Raw genomic sequence first — 14,540 nt, 5'->3', positions numbered from 1 at the left:
AGAGCGTTGAATGAACGTTGCAGCAATTGTTGTTCTCTTTAATCCAAGCGAAGCGATTTCAAAACCACTCTTAGAATGCTTAGCGCATCAGTGTGCTCCTCTGGTTATCGTAGATAACTCTCCACGCAAAGATGACTGGCTACTGAGTTTTATTGACAGTCAATCAGCCCAAGATTTTAAATATATACACTTTGCCGAAAATGTCGGAGTCGCGGTTGCTCAAAACGCGGGTTTGAAGTATTTGCTTGAAAGAGGATGTGAATGGGCTTGTTTATTTGACCAAGACTCTGCGGTTGCTCCAAACTACGGTCGCATGATGTGGGAGAGCTTCCAATCAATAAAACAAGAAGAGGCATCTATCATTGCCATCGGTCCACAGATCATTTGCCGCTATACCGAAAAAAAAGTCAAGCCGCTTCTGCAACGACCAATCAGAGACCACGTGGATGTTACTGTAGTGAGTCAAATTATTTCTTCTGGTATGTTTTTATCTTTGACTTGCCTGCCTGAAGTTGGATTGAAAGATGAACGCTTATTTATCGATGGGGTTGATCACGAGTGGTGTTGGAGAGCAGCCTTAAAAGGCTTTCACGTTGGGATCGCGAAGCAAATTCATATGCAGCATTATTTGGGTGACGGTCGAAAACGCATTTTTGGGATCCCCTATAAGCAAACCTCGGAACGCCGCCTGTATTATCAGTTTCGAAACATTATTCTGCTTTCAAAACGAGACTATGTGCCGCGATATTGGAAGTTGAGAAATTTAAGCGCAATTGCTCCTCGTTTTTTAATCAATGCTCTGCTGGAAACATCTGGAAAAGCAAGATGCCGTTTTATGCTTCGTGGTTTAAAGGATGGCCTCAAAGGTGTCGCAGGTCCATTGCGGTGATACCAAGCATATCGAAGTGTATCCAAACTCGTTTTCGGTATTTCTCGTCTAAGTTGGCTGTGGTATATTCAGGCTCACTCAAAATATCAAGATCGCGTCTCGGCGCGTTTGAAAATAGAACATTCGGCACACAAAAGGAAGCGTAAATGAAGGTAACAGTATTTGGAATTGGCTACGTAGGACTGGTGCAGGCCGCCGTTTTAGCGGAAGTCGGGCATGACGTAGTATGTGTTGATGTAGACCAAAACAAAGTCGATGATTTAAAAAAGGGCATTATTCCAATTTATGAGCCTGGATTGACGCCACTTGTCCAGTCTAATCACGAAGCGGGCCGAGTGACTTTTACCACTGATGCGGAAAAAGGTATCACGCACGGTGACCTTATTTTTATTGCCGTGGGTACTCCTCCAGATGAAGACGGCTCTGCAGACCTAAAATATGTCCTTGCCGTTGCAAAAACGATTGCGACGCACATGCAGGCACACAAGATTATTATTAATAAGTCTACGGTTCCGGTAGGCACTGCCGACAAAGTCAGCGCGAGAGTGTCCGAAGTTTTAGCAGATTTGAATAAAGAGGTTTCCTTTGATGTCGTCTCAAATCCTGAGTTTTTGAAAGAAGGGGCAGCGGTAAGCGATTGTATGCGACCAGATCGCATTATACTTGGCACCCAGAGTGAGCTGTCTGAAAAGAAGCTTAAGGAGCTGTACGCGCCTTTTAACCGCAATCACGATAAAATAATTGTGATGGACGTACGTAGTGCAGAGTTAACCAAGTATGCTGCTAATTGTATGTTGGCGACCAAAATCAGCTTTATGAATGAAATTGCCAATTTAGCTGAGCGTTTTGGTGCAGACGTAGAGAACGTCCGTAAGGGCATCGGCAGCGATTCGCGTATTGGTTATCAATTTATTTACCCTGGATGCGGTTACGGCGGCTCGTGTTTCCCCAAAGATGTGCAAGCGCTCGTTCGTAGTGCAACGGCAGTGGGTTATCAAGCAAAAGTGCTAGAAGCAGTTGAGGCGGTGAACTATCGTCAAAAAGAGAAATTATTCGACTACATCATGAAGCATTACAACGGTAATGTAACTGGGAAAACCATTGCACTGTGGGGGCTTTCTTTTAAACCCAATACTGATGATATGCGTGAGGCCTCAAGTCGTGTATTGATGGAAAAACTGTGGGAGCAGGGTGCAAGCGTGCAGGCCTTTGATCCCGAGGCGATGGAAGAGACTCAGCGTATTTATGGTACGCGTTCAGATTTAACCTTGATGGGAACAAAAGAAGCGGCTTTATCTGGTGCAGACTGCTTAGTAATCTGTACTGAATGGCAAGCATTTAGAGCGCCCGATTTCGACCTTATAAAGTCCGAGATAAATGATACAGTGCTATTTGACGGGCGAAACTTATTTGAGCCCGCGCTGATGTCGGAATACGGTTTGCATTATTATGGTATTGGCCGTGGAAAATCCGTGAAGGAAGCCAGTTAAACAAAATAATAAGGACGAGAAGTACAATATGAGTCAAGTTAAAAAAGCTGTTATACCCGTCGCCGGGCTTGGAACACGCATGTTACCTGCTACTAAAGCGATTCCAAAAGAAATGCTGCCTGTGGTAGATAAACCACTCATCCAGTACGTGGTAAATGAATGTGTAAAAGCGGGGCTAAAAGAAATTATATTAGTGACGCACGCCAGTAAAAACAGTATTGAAAACCATTTTGATACCTCTTTTGAATTAGAGGCCACATTAGAAAAGCGTGTAAAACGACAGTTGTTGGAAGCGGTACAGCAAATTTGTCCGAAGGATGTGACCATAATGCATGTTCGCCAAGGCGTAGCAAGCGGACTGGGTCACGCCGTATTATGTGCCTTACCCTTAGTTGGCGACAATCCTTTCGCGGTTGTTCTGCCTGACGTAATCATTGATGATGTCACAAGCGACCCTAAAAAAGACAACTTAGCCGACATGGTTGCTAAGTTTAATACCAGCAGAGTGAGTCAAGTTATGGTAGAACAGGTGCCAGAAGAAGACGTGCCTAAGTTTGGTATCGTTGATTTGGAGGGGCGTAAATTGAAGCAGGGTGAGTCCGGCAAAATGCACAAGATGGTCGAGAAACCATCGTTAGAAGATGCACCCTCCGATTTAGCCGTAGTGGGTCGGTACGTATTGTCTGAAAAAATATGGGACCTGCTTGCCAAGACGCCCCCGGGAGCCGGTGGCGAAGTGCAGCTAACTGACGCTATCGATGCCTTAATGGAACATGAACAAGTCGACGCCTATTACATGAAAGGTAATAGTCATGATTGCGGCAGTAAGCTTGGATACATGAAAGCGAATATTGAGTATGCTTTGCGTCATCCAGAGCTTGGCGAGGAGTTTACTCAATTCTTGAAGGATTTAATGGCGAATTAATTTGCCTTGGATTCTCCGCCATAGTGAGTGAAAAAGGCCAGTCAAGATGAAGTGACTGGCCTTTTTCATGTTCCTGACACAGTGTGTCTAGATAGTCACTTTAGTCGCAAGTCTCTCAACCATGCGTTTACCAATGCCTTTCACATTGCCTAACTCTTCGACAGATTGAAATTCACCGTTTAGTTCACGGTAACTGACAATGGCCTCGGCTTTTTTCTGTCCGATGCCGGGTAGACTAGTGAGCGCGCTGCTGTCCGCTTTATTAATATTAACCAGTGTAAAAGCAGGGCCACCATTCGTTGAGCTGCTATCACTTTGAGACGAAGCAGCATGCGCTGGAATGCTGAGCAAAGACGCACAAGCTAGGCATGTGACAAGTAATGTTTTTAGTTTCATAGGTTTCTCCTTAAATAAAATCCATGTGCAATTAGCACAGTGTTCACTCCCACTTGACGCCGCAGTGCGCTCTTTATTGGGAGTGGATATTCTAGGATGAGATTGCATTAAGTTGCTACTTGTCTATCGGTATGGTTTTTAAACTGCCAACCATCTTCAGTCAATTTACCTGAATCCCGTTTCTTAAACAGGATTCAGGTTAAAGAAGATTCAGGTAAAATAAAAAAGAGCGCACAGTGCGCTCTTTTAAAAACTATTTGTCCAAAGTTCAGCTTATTAGGCGTTTAAGCTTACAGGCGCTCCAGTATGGCTTGAGTAAAGTCAGTCGTGCCAGATTCCCCGCCAAGATCACGCGTGGTTCTATCACCAGACTCAATGACATCTTTCAAAGCACTGCGAATTTTATCCGCCTTATCAGCCATGTCTAAGTATTCAAGCATTTGAATTGACGCAAGGATCACTGAAGTTGGGTTTGCTAGATTCTTACCAGCGATATCGGGTGCAGAGCCATGCACCGCCTCAAAAATAGCGCAATCTTTGCCGATATTCGCACCCGGTGCCATGCCTAAACCACCCACCAAACCTGCGCATAAATCTGACAAAATATCGCCAAATAAATTGGTTGTGACGATGACATCAAACTGATGAGGATTCATAACCAGTTGCATACAGCAGTTATCAACAATCATCTCAGTTGATTCAATGTCAGGATATCGTTCGCCCACTTCTCTTGCGACTTTTAAAAATAGACCTGAGGTAGATTTTAAAATGTTCGCTTTGTGCACAGCTGTGACTTTTTTACGATTTTCTCTGCGAGCTAGCTCATAGGCAAATACGACAATCTTTTCTGCACCTTCTCGCGTTATTTTGCTTAAGGCTTCAGCCTCTTGACCGTCGTCAGAGGTTACCTGTCCGAGGCCAGAGTACATACCCTGTGTGTTCTCGCGCACGGTGATGATATCTATGTCTTCGTAACGTGCTTTAGTACCTTTAAAGGACAGTACTGGACGCAGGTTAGCGTAAAGTTCAAATTGTTTGCGCAGGCTCACATTAATAGAAGTAAAGCCTTCCCCAACCGGAGTTGTAAGTGGACCTTTCAGCGCCACTTTGTTTTTTGCGATAAGAGCCTTTGTTTCATCAGGCAATAACTCACCATGATTTTCAAGTGCCATTAAACCGGCATCTGCATAATCATAAGAAAAGTTGCAGCCCGCTTTATCTAAGATCTGGATAGCGGAATCAATAATATCAGGGCCAATGCCATCTCCGCGAATCACTGTAATTGCTTGTTGTGTCATGCTCGTTCCTAATGAAATATAGCTAGGCGGCGCATTCTACATGACAAGTCTCGGCCTTTCATGTGCTTTTTCGCCTTTTGCTAAAGATCAACTGTTTGCCTAAAGCTTAAGCTCATAACACGGATGATACTCACTGCCCGGTAGCTTCATTCTTCCTTGCTGCACAAATGACGTTAGAAGTGCATCCATGCTTTTCATAAGTTTTTGGTCACCACTGAGTTGAAAGGGGCCGTGCGCCTGTATTTGCTGAATTCCTTCTGCTTTCACATTGCCCGCCACAATCCCTGAAAAACACTTTCTTAAATTCGCAGCAAGCGCACCCGGCGCCTGATCAAGGTAAAGGTTCAGACTTGCCATGCTTTGATGAGTTGGCTCGAAGGGTCGTTGAAAGTCCTCAGGAATATGCAAACGCCAATTGAAGTTAATAGAATCTCCCGTATCTTGGCGATACTGATGCAGTTTTTCTTTAGTTGCATTAAGCTCACTAGCCACGGTAGCTGCGTCCCCTGTAATAATCTGATACTTACTTTGCGCTTGCTCCCCTAGGGTAAGTCCTATGAATGTGTCAAGCGCTTCGAAGTATTCCTTTCGGTTCTCTGGACCTGTTAATAAAAGCGGTATGTATTGGTCGTGGTTTTTTTCGTGTAACAATAAACCTAAGAGATATAGCAATTCTTCCGCCGTGCCCACGCCACCAGGAAAAATAACAATACCGTGAGAGGCGCGAACAAACGCTTCTAAGCGCTTTTCGATATCCGGCATGATAATGAGTTCATTTACGATTGCGTTAGGCGGTTCAGCCGCAATAATCGAGGGTTCTGAAATGCCCACATAGCGCCCAGTTTTTGTGCGTTGTTTCGCATGTCCAATTGCGGCGCCTTTCATTGGTCCTTTCATCGCACCTGGGCCGCAGCCTGTACAGATATTAAAGCCGCGCAAACCAAGTTCATACCCAACTGCTTTAGTGTATTTATACTCATCATGCTTAATGGAATGACCGCCCCAGCATACAATCATGTTTGCAGGCTCAACCGAGCTCAATGCATCTGCGTGGCGTAGCATGTCAAACACCATATGGGTAATAAACGGACCCTCTTGGGCGTCTGATTGACGCCTTCCTTCGCCACTGTACTGTTGATGTTTACTGCTCATATAGAGCATGTCGCGAAGCACTGCGAATAGATGCTCATGCACGCCTGCAATCAGTGTTCCGTCAACAAACGCCACTTCTGGCGGATTAATAAGCTCCATTTTTACACCGCGCTCACGCCTTACAAGGCGTACGTCAAAATCAGCAAACTGTTCAAACAAGGCCTCGGAATCGTCCTGCTCTACGCCGCTGTTAAGCACCGCTAAACAACAATTTCTGAACATTTTATAGTGATCAGCAGATGTGGATGTCTCTAACTGTTCCACTTCTAGTTGTGATAGCTGACTCATCCATCCCACAGGACTTAGCTGGTAGCTTTTACTCATGTATGGCATCCTTTATTTTTGTTTGATTGCGCCCGTTTTGTTTCGCTTCATAAAGTAGCGCGTCAGCCTGCTCAAAGGCTTTTTCGATACTGCTATATTCAAGCATGTCAGTGAGCCCAATTGACACGGTGACGCTAACCCGTTGGCCTTTGAACATGAATGGCAGTTGCGATATTTTTTCGCGCATGGCTTCGAGTCTTTCAAAGCAATCTGTGAGGCTAGATTTAGGCATCAAAGCTACAAACTCTTCGCCTCCCCAGCGCGCGACGAAGTCATCGTCATTGAGATTCTTTTTAATCTGAGTAGCAATGATCTGGAGCGTTTTGTCGCCTACTGAATGCCCGTATTTATCGTTGATTTGTTTAAAGTGGTCGATGTCAAGAATCGCCATACAAAGCTCGTTTTGTGACTGTTTGCTTTGTTTGTAAGTCGCTTCAACTTTTTCTTCATAGGCCATGCGATTTGGCAGTTTGGTCAGCGTGTCGGTCATCGCCTGAATGCGCTGATCCAGTAATTTCTGCTTGTAGTTTTGCGCTTTGTCTTCTAATTCGCTAAGTCTTTTTTGCATCGATTCAAGTAAGACAATGAGCTTTTCTTGTTCAGCCCGCTCATCCGCCTCTGATGCCTTTAGCGAGCTTTGCATTTTTGTTAAATGCGTTTGCGCTTCGCGTTTTAAATCTTCAATGCGCTGACTATCGGACAAGGTCGCTTCAATCGCATCAATTTGTTTACGCATTGTTTTATTTTGTGCGCTTCTTTGCTGCATTCGGTTTTTTGATTTTGCAATCGTGGTTTTAATGCCCACATTGATTTTGCTTAAGCTTTTATGAATATCATTTATCAGCTTGTTCGCCGTGCTTGCTTCTTTAATCACGTCTCGCATCACAAAACGAATCATCACAAGACAGCACTCAAGCAATTCTCGATGCGCTAGACCCGACTGCAGCTTTTCCCGAAGTTCGGCGATGGTTTTATTCTCTGATTCACTGGCATGGTATGGGGAAATAAGCTCTTGCAGTTCCTGGATAATTTCTTGGTGGAGCTTTTCTTGATCCTTTGAATCTTGCTGTGAGCGCGTTACCACATTATTTGAAAGCGCTTGCTTGAAAAGACTAAGCGCTTTTTCAAACTGCGCGATAGGAGAGGTCACGTTGCTACTTTCTGGTGCGAGACTTTGAATAAAGTGTTTAATTTGAGATTTTGTGTCTGCGTCAACTGCATCAAGGTCGTTTATTTTCCTCAGTGAGTCTTGCAGTTGAGATAGAGTAGCAAGATTATGTTGTCGCATGTACTTGCTTTGTTTCTTCATTTCACTATTAATTGTTGCCGACAATTCCGCCGCTCGCTCATAATCTGGTTTGCCGGCGAGTAACGTTTTGATCGATTTAAGTTCTTTATCTATGGCTGGGTTTGCGCCGTTGAAAAAATCGACCATGCTATTTATAAAAATAGCCAACTTATCAAGGTGTTGACGAGCAATCATTAGTTGTTGTTTTGGCGTAGCTGAACTCATTTACGTTTGTCTCGCAAGGAAAGAAGTCGGTTAAAGTCTATAATTCTATTGACGTGCTAGCCTTATATCGGCATATGGCGCTTCAAAATTACTTCTAAATGGATTTATATCTAATCCGCCCCGTCTTGTGTATCTAGCGTAAACAGTTAATGACTTGGGTTGGCAATGGTGAAGGATATCGGAAAATATGCGTTCCACACACTGCTCGTGAAATTCGTTGTGCTGTCTAAATGAAATGAGATACTTCAAAAGCGCAGTATGATCAATTTGTGGCCCTATATATTTAACTAACACGCTGCCCCAATCCGGCTGATTAGTAATTAGGCAGTTTGATTTTAGCAAATGACTGACCAATGTCTCGCTAACATCTTGCTCTTTGATATGAGACGTGGATTGTGGACTTTCGCTTGCACGCAATATGGAAGGAGATATTTCATAGTCTTCCATGCTTATGTCGAGGGTATCTAAAAGTGTACCGTCAAGCGTGCCCATCTGAATGTTGCTGAACTTATCAAACGGAATGAGTTCAACACGTACGGGGTCGCCAGCGCACTGACTCAAGTCATTCGATAGTCGTTTTTTCACCTCATCAATCGACGACAAACGGGTTTGATTAAAACTATTCAGGTATAGCTTGAACGATTTTGATTCTATCAAGAAGGGTGATTGGATTGGCACGTAACATCGCATAATTGCAATCTGTGGTTTGCCTTTAAGGTTTAGCCAAGAAAGCTCGTATCCGTTCCAGATATCAATACCGTCAAAGGGCAAGGTCTTTGGAAGATTGATATTGTCTCGGCTAAGCGAACGCTTCACGCCCTGCAATAGCTCAGGAGCGTAATGTTCTTTATATTCGACCGTCTTTCCTAAAGATAAATTTTCCATACTGAGGTTGCTTTTATTACCATGTTATGTGTTGAACTGACTATAGATAATACGCATATGTCTTTGCATCAGTCCAACTGCGTTTCACTTTATGGACAAATGATGGTGCAAATGCCAGCGCGTGCTAAGCTAAAGCGTATTTTTTACTTGGTCGTTATGACGCGAACCCATACTCTACTGAGCTGAGCAAACACATGAATGACTTAAGCGCGACTTTTACGCAGTTTGTAATGGACTACATCGAGCAATCCACGAGTGAAAACAAAGGTTTGATAACAGAATATGATTCGCAGTGGCTTTCTCCATGTTTACAAAACCTGTCTACAGGGCAAAACAACGGAGATGAAGTGAATTGGTTGCCGCACAAACGCAATGACAGCGCCAATTTAAACAATATCGCGGATGCACTGGAGATGGATATACCCCAAAGCCTTAGCGACTATTTCTGTACATACTACAGTTTGGACTTTAATGCCGAACATCCAAGAGGCAAGATTGCTTTGCTTCAAGCTTTCAATCAAGCAGATTTTGAGCGTTTACAAAAAAACCTTATCGCACATGTGCTCATGAAGCGACGATTGAAACAAACAGAAACCCTGTTTTTCGCAGTCACCGATGAAGACGACTTTATTATTTCAGTGGAGCCGAACAGCGAAAATGTAGTGCTTGAGCAGGTTGGTAAGCCTAAGCTCGAAATTATTAGTGACAACCTAGTGACATTTATTGGCGAGTTAAAGCCGCTACCTCAGCTTGTAATGCTTTAACTGTCGCCTGCAATGCTTTAACTTGTGATTCTAGCCTTTCTACTTTGAGACTTAAGCTAGCTTCACCTTTGTCAGCGATGTTTTCTGCTTCGTCTGTGACACGCCTATTTTTTTCGCGCTCCAAGTTCTCGTTTGCGTCAACAGCTCCCCCTTTGTGAGCAGAGGCTTGCCACGCGCGCAAGCCTGAAATAATGCTTGGTAATGGCAGAGGTTCAAGCAGTCTCGACTTAATCAGCGCCGTGGTGGGTGTTAAGCCTTTTGAATATAGGGCTTGGCAAATTTGTATAATCGTCTCGGATGCGCTTTGGGACATGGTTTACAAAATTAAATATCCTCACAATAATAACGATCATAGTAGCTTAAAAGAGTGGCTAATTTCCCTAATAAATAGCCTGTTTCTTCATTTAATTGCAACACGATATTTGGCACACCAACGAAATTTTGTGTAACTAACTGTATTATATAGGATTTGTTTCTTTGGCACGGCATGTGTAAGTGAGTTCCTAAGCCTGTAGTGCCGTAGAGTTTGACTATTAGCTTGATTCCCTAGGCAGACATCGCATTTGAAAGCCGCTGTGAACCCGTCCTTGGGCGCTCAGCGAAATCGTCCATGATTTCGATGCTTTCAAATGCGATGTCTGCCTAGGGAATCAAGCTAATAGTCACAAGCGGATTCAGGTTAATAAGCCCTAATACGGCCAAAACAGCTCTATAAAACTAACAAAACTCTGGGAGAGTAAAATGAATAAAACGAAAAATTTCGCGATGTCAGCTATCGTGATCGCTACTGCTTTTTCACTAAGCGCATGTGTCATTTCGATTGATGATGATGGCTTTGATTCGGACTTCGCAGGCCACCATTATTCAAGTTGGCAAAAAGAGCAAAAGGCGAATCGTGAACATGTGTCTAACCTTAGCCTAGGTGCATCCAAGCAAAGTATCACTGATAAAATGGGACCCGCAGCGTTTAACGAAGCATTAAAGCAAGGCGATAAAGAATATCAATTACTCTGGTATAGAACGCAGCATCGGGAAAACGATGGTATCACCACTAAAGATGAATGCACGCCGCTTGTATTTATGAACAATGAGCTGATTGGCTGGGGTGAAACCGCGCTTAGCCACCTCTAAGTAACATTATAGTTAGCTCCTTTGGAGCAAACTATACAAAAAAGCTATTACGTCCTCGGGAATCATGGCGCGCAGTAATTTTTTGTAAAAAAGATGTTACAAAATTTACTGCGTACATTACACTTAAGACTTATCGCTATGTTCACAGCGACTTGACTTAAGTTTTGGAGATATCGCATGACCGTATCAGCTTACAAACCGGATTTGGCAGCCGTCACACCTGCATATCTTGGTGCAGATGATTTAAAAGTAGCTGCGTCAATATTATATAACGCTTACTTTGACGATCCGCTTTTTGTTGATATTTTCCAAGCTGAGCGAGAGGGTTACGAAGCAAGACTGCGAAGCGCTATCCGAGAGGAAATCAATACGTTTTGGGAGTCTGAACAACCCCTAATTGGATTGTATGATGACGGTCGCTTGTTAGCGGTTTCTTGTATGATAGGCCCCGATGCTTCTTTTGGTGCAGGTCGTTTTTGGCACTGGCGACTAAAGATGCTTTTGACTGCTGGGTACCTGGGCACTAAACAAATGATCGCAAAAGAAGAAAAGGTCAGAGATAAAATCCCTGCTCAAAACTACTACATGCTCTCCCTCATAGGCGTGCATCCGGATCATCAAGATATTGGCCTGGGGCATGTTCTAATGAGCGCAATGTTATCTTTACTAGATGAAGATATGCAATCTGAAGGGATTGGTGTATTAGTCACACTGCCGAAGTGTTTATCCTTTTTTAAAGACGCGCAATTCAAGCATGTGGACGATATTGAAGTGGGTAATATCACTGGTAAAGTGATGTTTCGACCGACATCGGTTTAAATTTCATACAGTGAAGCTCAACAGCACCTTAGATGCTTTAGAAATGAGCTTCTTATTTGTCATAGCACTACGTAAGATATCTCCTACCTGTTCGTCGGTATTCGTGCTTTTGTTAGTCCACCAATTGCTTATGCCTTAGAATAAAAATTAACAAAATCATAATCTTAATTCTTTTCTTCCCATCAGCACGTATGTCTTACATCGATTTATATTAAATTTATTTTACTTTTCGTAATCTGTCTTCGATATGATTATCACGTCTTCAGGGAAAGCAAGAAGCGACGAAGACAAGAGTTTCAGGATGTAAACTCACATGGACGAAACAGATGCAGGATGTGTCGCGAGCGGAAAGGGAAAACGCTGGTAAAGGAAAGGAAAAGGGATCGGCATATGGATATGTTGCCTGCTTAGGAAGAGTGGGATGAAAATGGAAAGGGGTGTAAAGGATTTTATCGGGATGATGTTTTAGCAATGGAACGCCGAGAAGGATGCTCAAAATTTCACAGAAAAGCAGGCTTATGGCCTGCTTTTTTGTGCCTGTCTATTATCCAGAGCCCAGGTTAATTAGCGTCGGGGGCTAGGCGGTAAACGGGTAATTCAACTTTCATTACTTTACGTCCATGTGTGGTGATACTGCCAGTGTAATTGGTTTCACCATCGCTGCTGAATTCTAATTGGTAGATAATATGCCAGTCAGGCTTACCTCTTTTTACGCTCATACGCGTTTTAACCCTAGCGAGTGAAATATATTGCAATCCTTCCTTCTGGCAATAGCGCTGTGCGAAGCTTATCGTTGATTCAGCAATTCCTCGCAATCTCCAAAACTGCAGACCGATCATTAACAGACATAAAAGAATAATCAGACTATACATATCCATATTGTTACGCCTTAATTGTGAGCGTTTTTTGGAGCTGACTCAGCTTCAGAAAGAAGATGCGTCACGGCAAGTTGCAGTGCGTCTTTGCCAAGAGGCTGGCGTATCATCGCAAGCAAAAACGTACGAAGCGAAGGCAACCTGACTAAATCAGCGAATACACCTTTGAATAATGCGTAGCTCGAGTCTGCATTTGCGAGTTGCTCCAAATAGCTTGCTAAAAGCGAATCTGCCAAATCATCAGTCTTTCCATTGGGAATCAGTCGCTGCCAATGACGTCCAGCGATAACAATTAGCGTTTCGGTATCTAAGTTCTTTTCTAAAATGAGCGCTTCGATGTGCTTGTCAACCGTAACGGTATTGGTGCTCGCTAGTGCGCGCAGAACCATTGGTGCAAGTGAGGTTTCACACCTTGTATGATATGCAAGCAAGCTGTCGCTGACCCTCGGGGGAAGCGGTATCCCTTCGAATGTACTGCATAAACAAATGGCCACGGGTGTGGGCAAAATGTCAAAATTTTGCGCTAAAGCATTCGCAATCTCTGGCGCGTTTATGTTGACAGCCAAGTCGGACATATCTTGTACCGACAGGTCATTCCAAGACTGCACGCTTGGCGCACTTATATAATGCTTTGCTTTGGAGAATCCCTCCCTTTCAGGCAGTTTCAACTGTTTCCGAATACTCGCGTTGCAATCCGCTAGCTGCTGCTGACTTGGCGCAAAAACGAAAGGGTTCTCTGGAAGCTGGGCTTGCTTTTCATCTGCACGCTGCATATCTTGACCAAGTGCCTCCACAACAATGTGCAAGAATTGATCGCGGGCGGCTTGCATGATTAGACCTCGCTCATCAATGGGTAACTTAATAAACCAGATATAGTGCTCTTGCTCATTATTTTTATTGCGGATTTGTTTATTCCAAAAGACTATACATAACCAAGCGTGAGCCTGTCGCGGAGTCGGAAAGGGCTCATTATTTAATTCGTAATCGAAGAACTCTTGATTGCTAACTAATCTGCGAGCTCGGCTAATGTCATAGATAATATATTCGGTGCCAGCCTGCATTAAAAACTCGCTTAATGTGCCAAAGGATTTTGTCGTGCTCATGAATGGGATGCGATCCTAGTTGTTGATGTGTGATGTGAGCAGAAACTTGAACACATAAGCGCTAACATTGCTGATTGCTTTTCGTGTAGACTCATCTTGTATTCTATCAATTGTGGCAAACATGTATATATTCAATGTCTACTCAACATGATTTACACATCGTTTTTCAGGATGAGCACATTGTGGTTGTCCACAAGCCTTCTGGATTGTTAGTTCACCGCAGTTTAATAGACAAGCGTGAAACCCAATTTTTGGTGCAGCAATTGCGTGATCAAATTGGATGCTATGTTTACTCTGTTCATCGTTTAGATAAACCCACATCAGGCCTTATCGTTTTTGCTTTATCTTCGGCAGTAGCTAAGCTATTAAGTTTTGCATTTGAACAAGGGGAAGTCAGTAAATGTTATCACGCTATCGTTCGTGGATATCTGCATGATGCACAGGTACTGGACTATCCTTTGGTAGAAGACTTGGACAAAATGACAGACAAGCTCAGTAAAGCTAATCCAGCGAAACAAGCCATCACCAGTATAAAGCCGGTGGAACATTTTGAATTGCCCTTTCCTGTATCTCGTTATAAGACCAGTCGTTTTACATGGGTTGAGCTCAAACCACGCACAGGTCGAAAGCATCAGCTTCGAAGACATATGGCGCATCTTCGACATCCAATTATCGGTGACACTACTCATGGTGATGGTAGGCAAAACCGCTACGCGAGAGAACATTTAAGTTTGAACCGTCTTGCGCTTGTTGCAACGAGTCTAAGCTTTAAACATCCGCTAAGCCATGAGCCTTTGACCTTATCTACTGAATTAGATGAGGATGTTAAGCAGGCACTATTCATATTAAACGCACGCAATATTAGCGCGGGTTAAGGCTTGAATTAATCGAAAAAAGCCAAACATCCGTAAGCACACCTCAAAGTGTCATACAAATTGAAAATGGTAGACAAATAGAAATCGTTAAAGGAAGTTAA

At 43.5% G+C, this 14,540-nt stretch carries 15 protein-coding genes; 7 read left to right on the top strand and 8 right to left on the bottom strand.

The features are described 5' to 3' along the window. The first annotated feature begins 10 nt into the window (after positions 1-10). The 3 genes from PN836_RS07160 to galU all read left to right on the top strand — a co-directional run bounded on the left by PN836_RS07160 (position 11) and on the right by galU (position 3,304). Positions 11-889 carry a glycosyltransferase family 2 protein gene (locus PN836_RS07160; RefSeq protein ID WP_395344562.1) on the top strand — a complete coding sequence of 293 codons (879 nt, stop codon included), beginning with the start codon at positions 11-13 and terminating at the stop codon, positions 887-889. Between the two features lie 146 nt (positions 890-1,035). Then, positions 1,036-2,379, top strand: coding sequence for a UDP-glucose dehydrogenase family protein (locus PN836_RS07155; protein ID WP_395344561.1), 1,344 nt, complete (start codon positions 1,036-1,038; stop codon positions 2,377-2,379). Positions 2,380-2,407: 28 nt separating this feature from the next. After that, positions 2,408-3,304: a UTP--glucose-1-phosphate uridylyltransferase GalU gene (gene galU / locus PN836_RS07150; protein ID WP_395344560.1), complete on the top strand. Its 897-nt coding sequence runs from the start codon at positions 2,408-2,410 to the stop codon at positions 3,302-3,304. 87 nt (positions 3,305-3,391) lie between these two features. Here the strand turns inward: galU and PN836_RS07145 are convergent, their stop codons facing one another. The 5 genes from PN836_RS07145 to queF form a co-directional block, all read right to left on the bottom strand. After that, a complete protein-coding gene (locus PN836_RS07145; protein WP_395344559.1) occupies positions 3,392-3,700 on the bottom strand; it encodes a ComEA family DNA-binding protein in 309 nt (102 codons plus the stop codon). Between the two features lie 290 nt (positions 3,701-3,990). After that, positions 3,991-4,998 (bottom strand): isocitrate dehydrogenase, encoded by a 1,008-nt coding sequence (locus PN836_RS07140; RefSeq protein ID WP_395344558.1) that lies wholly within the window; start codon positions 4,996-4,998, stop codon positions 3,991-3,993. Positions 4,999-5,097: 99 nt separating this feature from the next. Then, positions 5,098-6,474, bottom strand: a complete 1,377-nt coding sequence (gene ppnN / locus PN836_RS07135) for a nucleotide 5'-monophosphate nucleosidase PpnN (protein ID WP_395344557.1) — start codon at positions 6,472-6,474, stop codon at positions 5,098-5,100. Continuing rightward, complete coding sequence (locus PN836_RS07130) at positions 6,467-7,987, bottom strand: diguanylate cyclase (protein WP_395344556.1); 1,521 nt, start codon at positions 7,985-7,987, stop codon at positions 6,467-6,469. Before PN836_RS07130 ends, ppnN begins: the two co-directional genes overlap by 8 nt. A gap of 45 nt (positions 7,988-8,032) precedes the next feature. Continuing rightward, the gene (gene queF, locus PN836_RS07125) at positions 8,033-8,872 is read right to left on the bottom strand and encodes an NADPH-dependent 7-cyano-7-deazaguanine reductase QueF (RefSeq protein WP_395344555.1); all 840 of its coding nucleotides are present in this window, start codon (positions 8,870-8,872) and stop codon (positions 8,033-8,035) included. 194 nt (positions 8,873-9,066) lie between these two features. Between queF and syd the strand changes: the two genes are divergently transcribed. Beyond that, on the top strand, positions 9,067-9,636 hold the full coding sequence (gene syd / locus PN836_RS07120) for a SecY-interacting protein (protein WP_395344554.1): 570 nt from the start codon (positions 9,067-9,069) through the stop codon (positions 9,634-9,636). On the opposite strand, the gene PN836_RS07115 is transcribed toward syd, so the two are convergent. Then, on the bottom strand, positions 9,593-9,949 hold the full coding sequence (locus PN836_RS07115) for a hypothetical protein (RefSeq protein WP_395344553.1): 357 nt from the start codon (positions 9,947-9,949) through the stop codon (positions 9,593-9,595). The two genes, syd and PN836_RS07115, sit on opposite strands and share 44 nt — an antisense overlap. A 428-nt stretch (positions 9,950-10,377) precedes the next feature. On the opposite strand from PN836_RS07115, the gene PN836_RS07110 reads away from it, so the two are divergent. Together PN836_RS07110 and PN836_RS07105 are read left to right on the top strand one after the other, a co-directional pair. Continuing rightward, positions 10,378-10,767, top strand: coding sequence for a DUF3192 domain-containing protein (locus PN836_RS07110; protein ID WP_395344552.1), 390 nt, complete (start codon positions 10,378-10,380; stop codon positions 10,765-10,767). A gap of 177 nt (positions 10,768-10,944) precedes the next feature. Then, entirely contained in the window at positions 10,945-11,586 is a 642-nt protein-coding gene (locus PN836_RS07105; RefSeq protein ID WP_395344551.1) for a GNAT family N-acetyltransferase, read from the top strand. A gap of 560 nt (positions 11,587-12,146) precedes the next feature. Here the strand turns inward: PN836_RS07105 and PN836_RS07100 are convergent. Further along, positions 12,147-12,464, bottom strand: coding sequence for a DUF3301 domain-containing protein (locus PN836_RS07100; protein ID WP_395344550.1), 318 nt, complete (start codon positions 12,462-12,464; stop codon positions 12,147-12,149). Positions 12,465-12,475: 11 nt separating this feature from the next. After that, the gene (locus tag PN836_RS07095; RefSeq protein WP_395344549.1) at positions 12,476-13,564 is read right to left on the bottom strand and encodes a DUF3549 family protein; all 1,089 of its coding nucleotides are present in this window, start codon (positions 13,562-13,564) and stop codon (positions 12,476-12,478) included. 134 nt (positions 13,565-13,698) lie between these two features. Between PN836_RS07095 and truC the strand changes: the two genes are divergently transcribed. Further along, positions 13,699-14,439, top strand: coding sequence for a tRNA pseudouridine(65) synthase TruC (truC, locus tag PN836_RS07090; protein WP_395344548.1), 741 nt, complete (start codon positions 13,699-13,701; stop codon positions 14,437-14,439). Positions 14,440-14,540 lie beyond the last annotated feature (101 nt).

This window comes from Ningiella algicola (genome assembly GCF_028401415.2).
Taxonomy (GTDB): Bacteria; Pseudomonadota; Gammaproteobacteria; order Enterobacterales; family Alteromonadaceae; genus Glaciecola.
The sequence above is the reverse complement of the archived record's forward strand: the minus strand, read 5'-3'. Positions and strand labels throughout refer to the sequence as shown.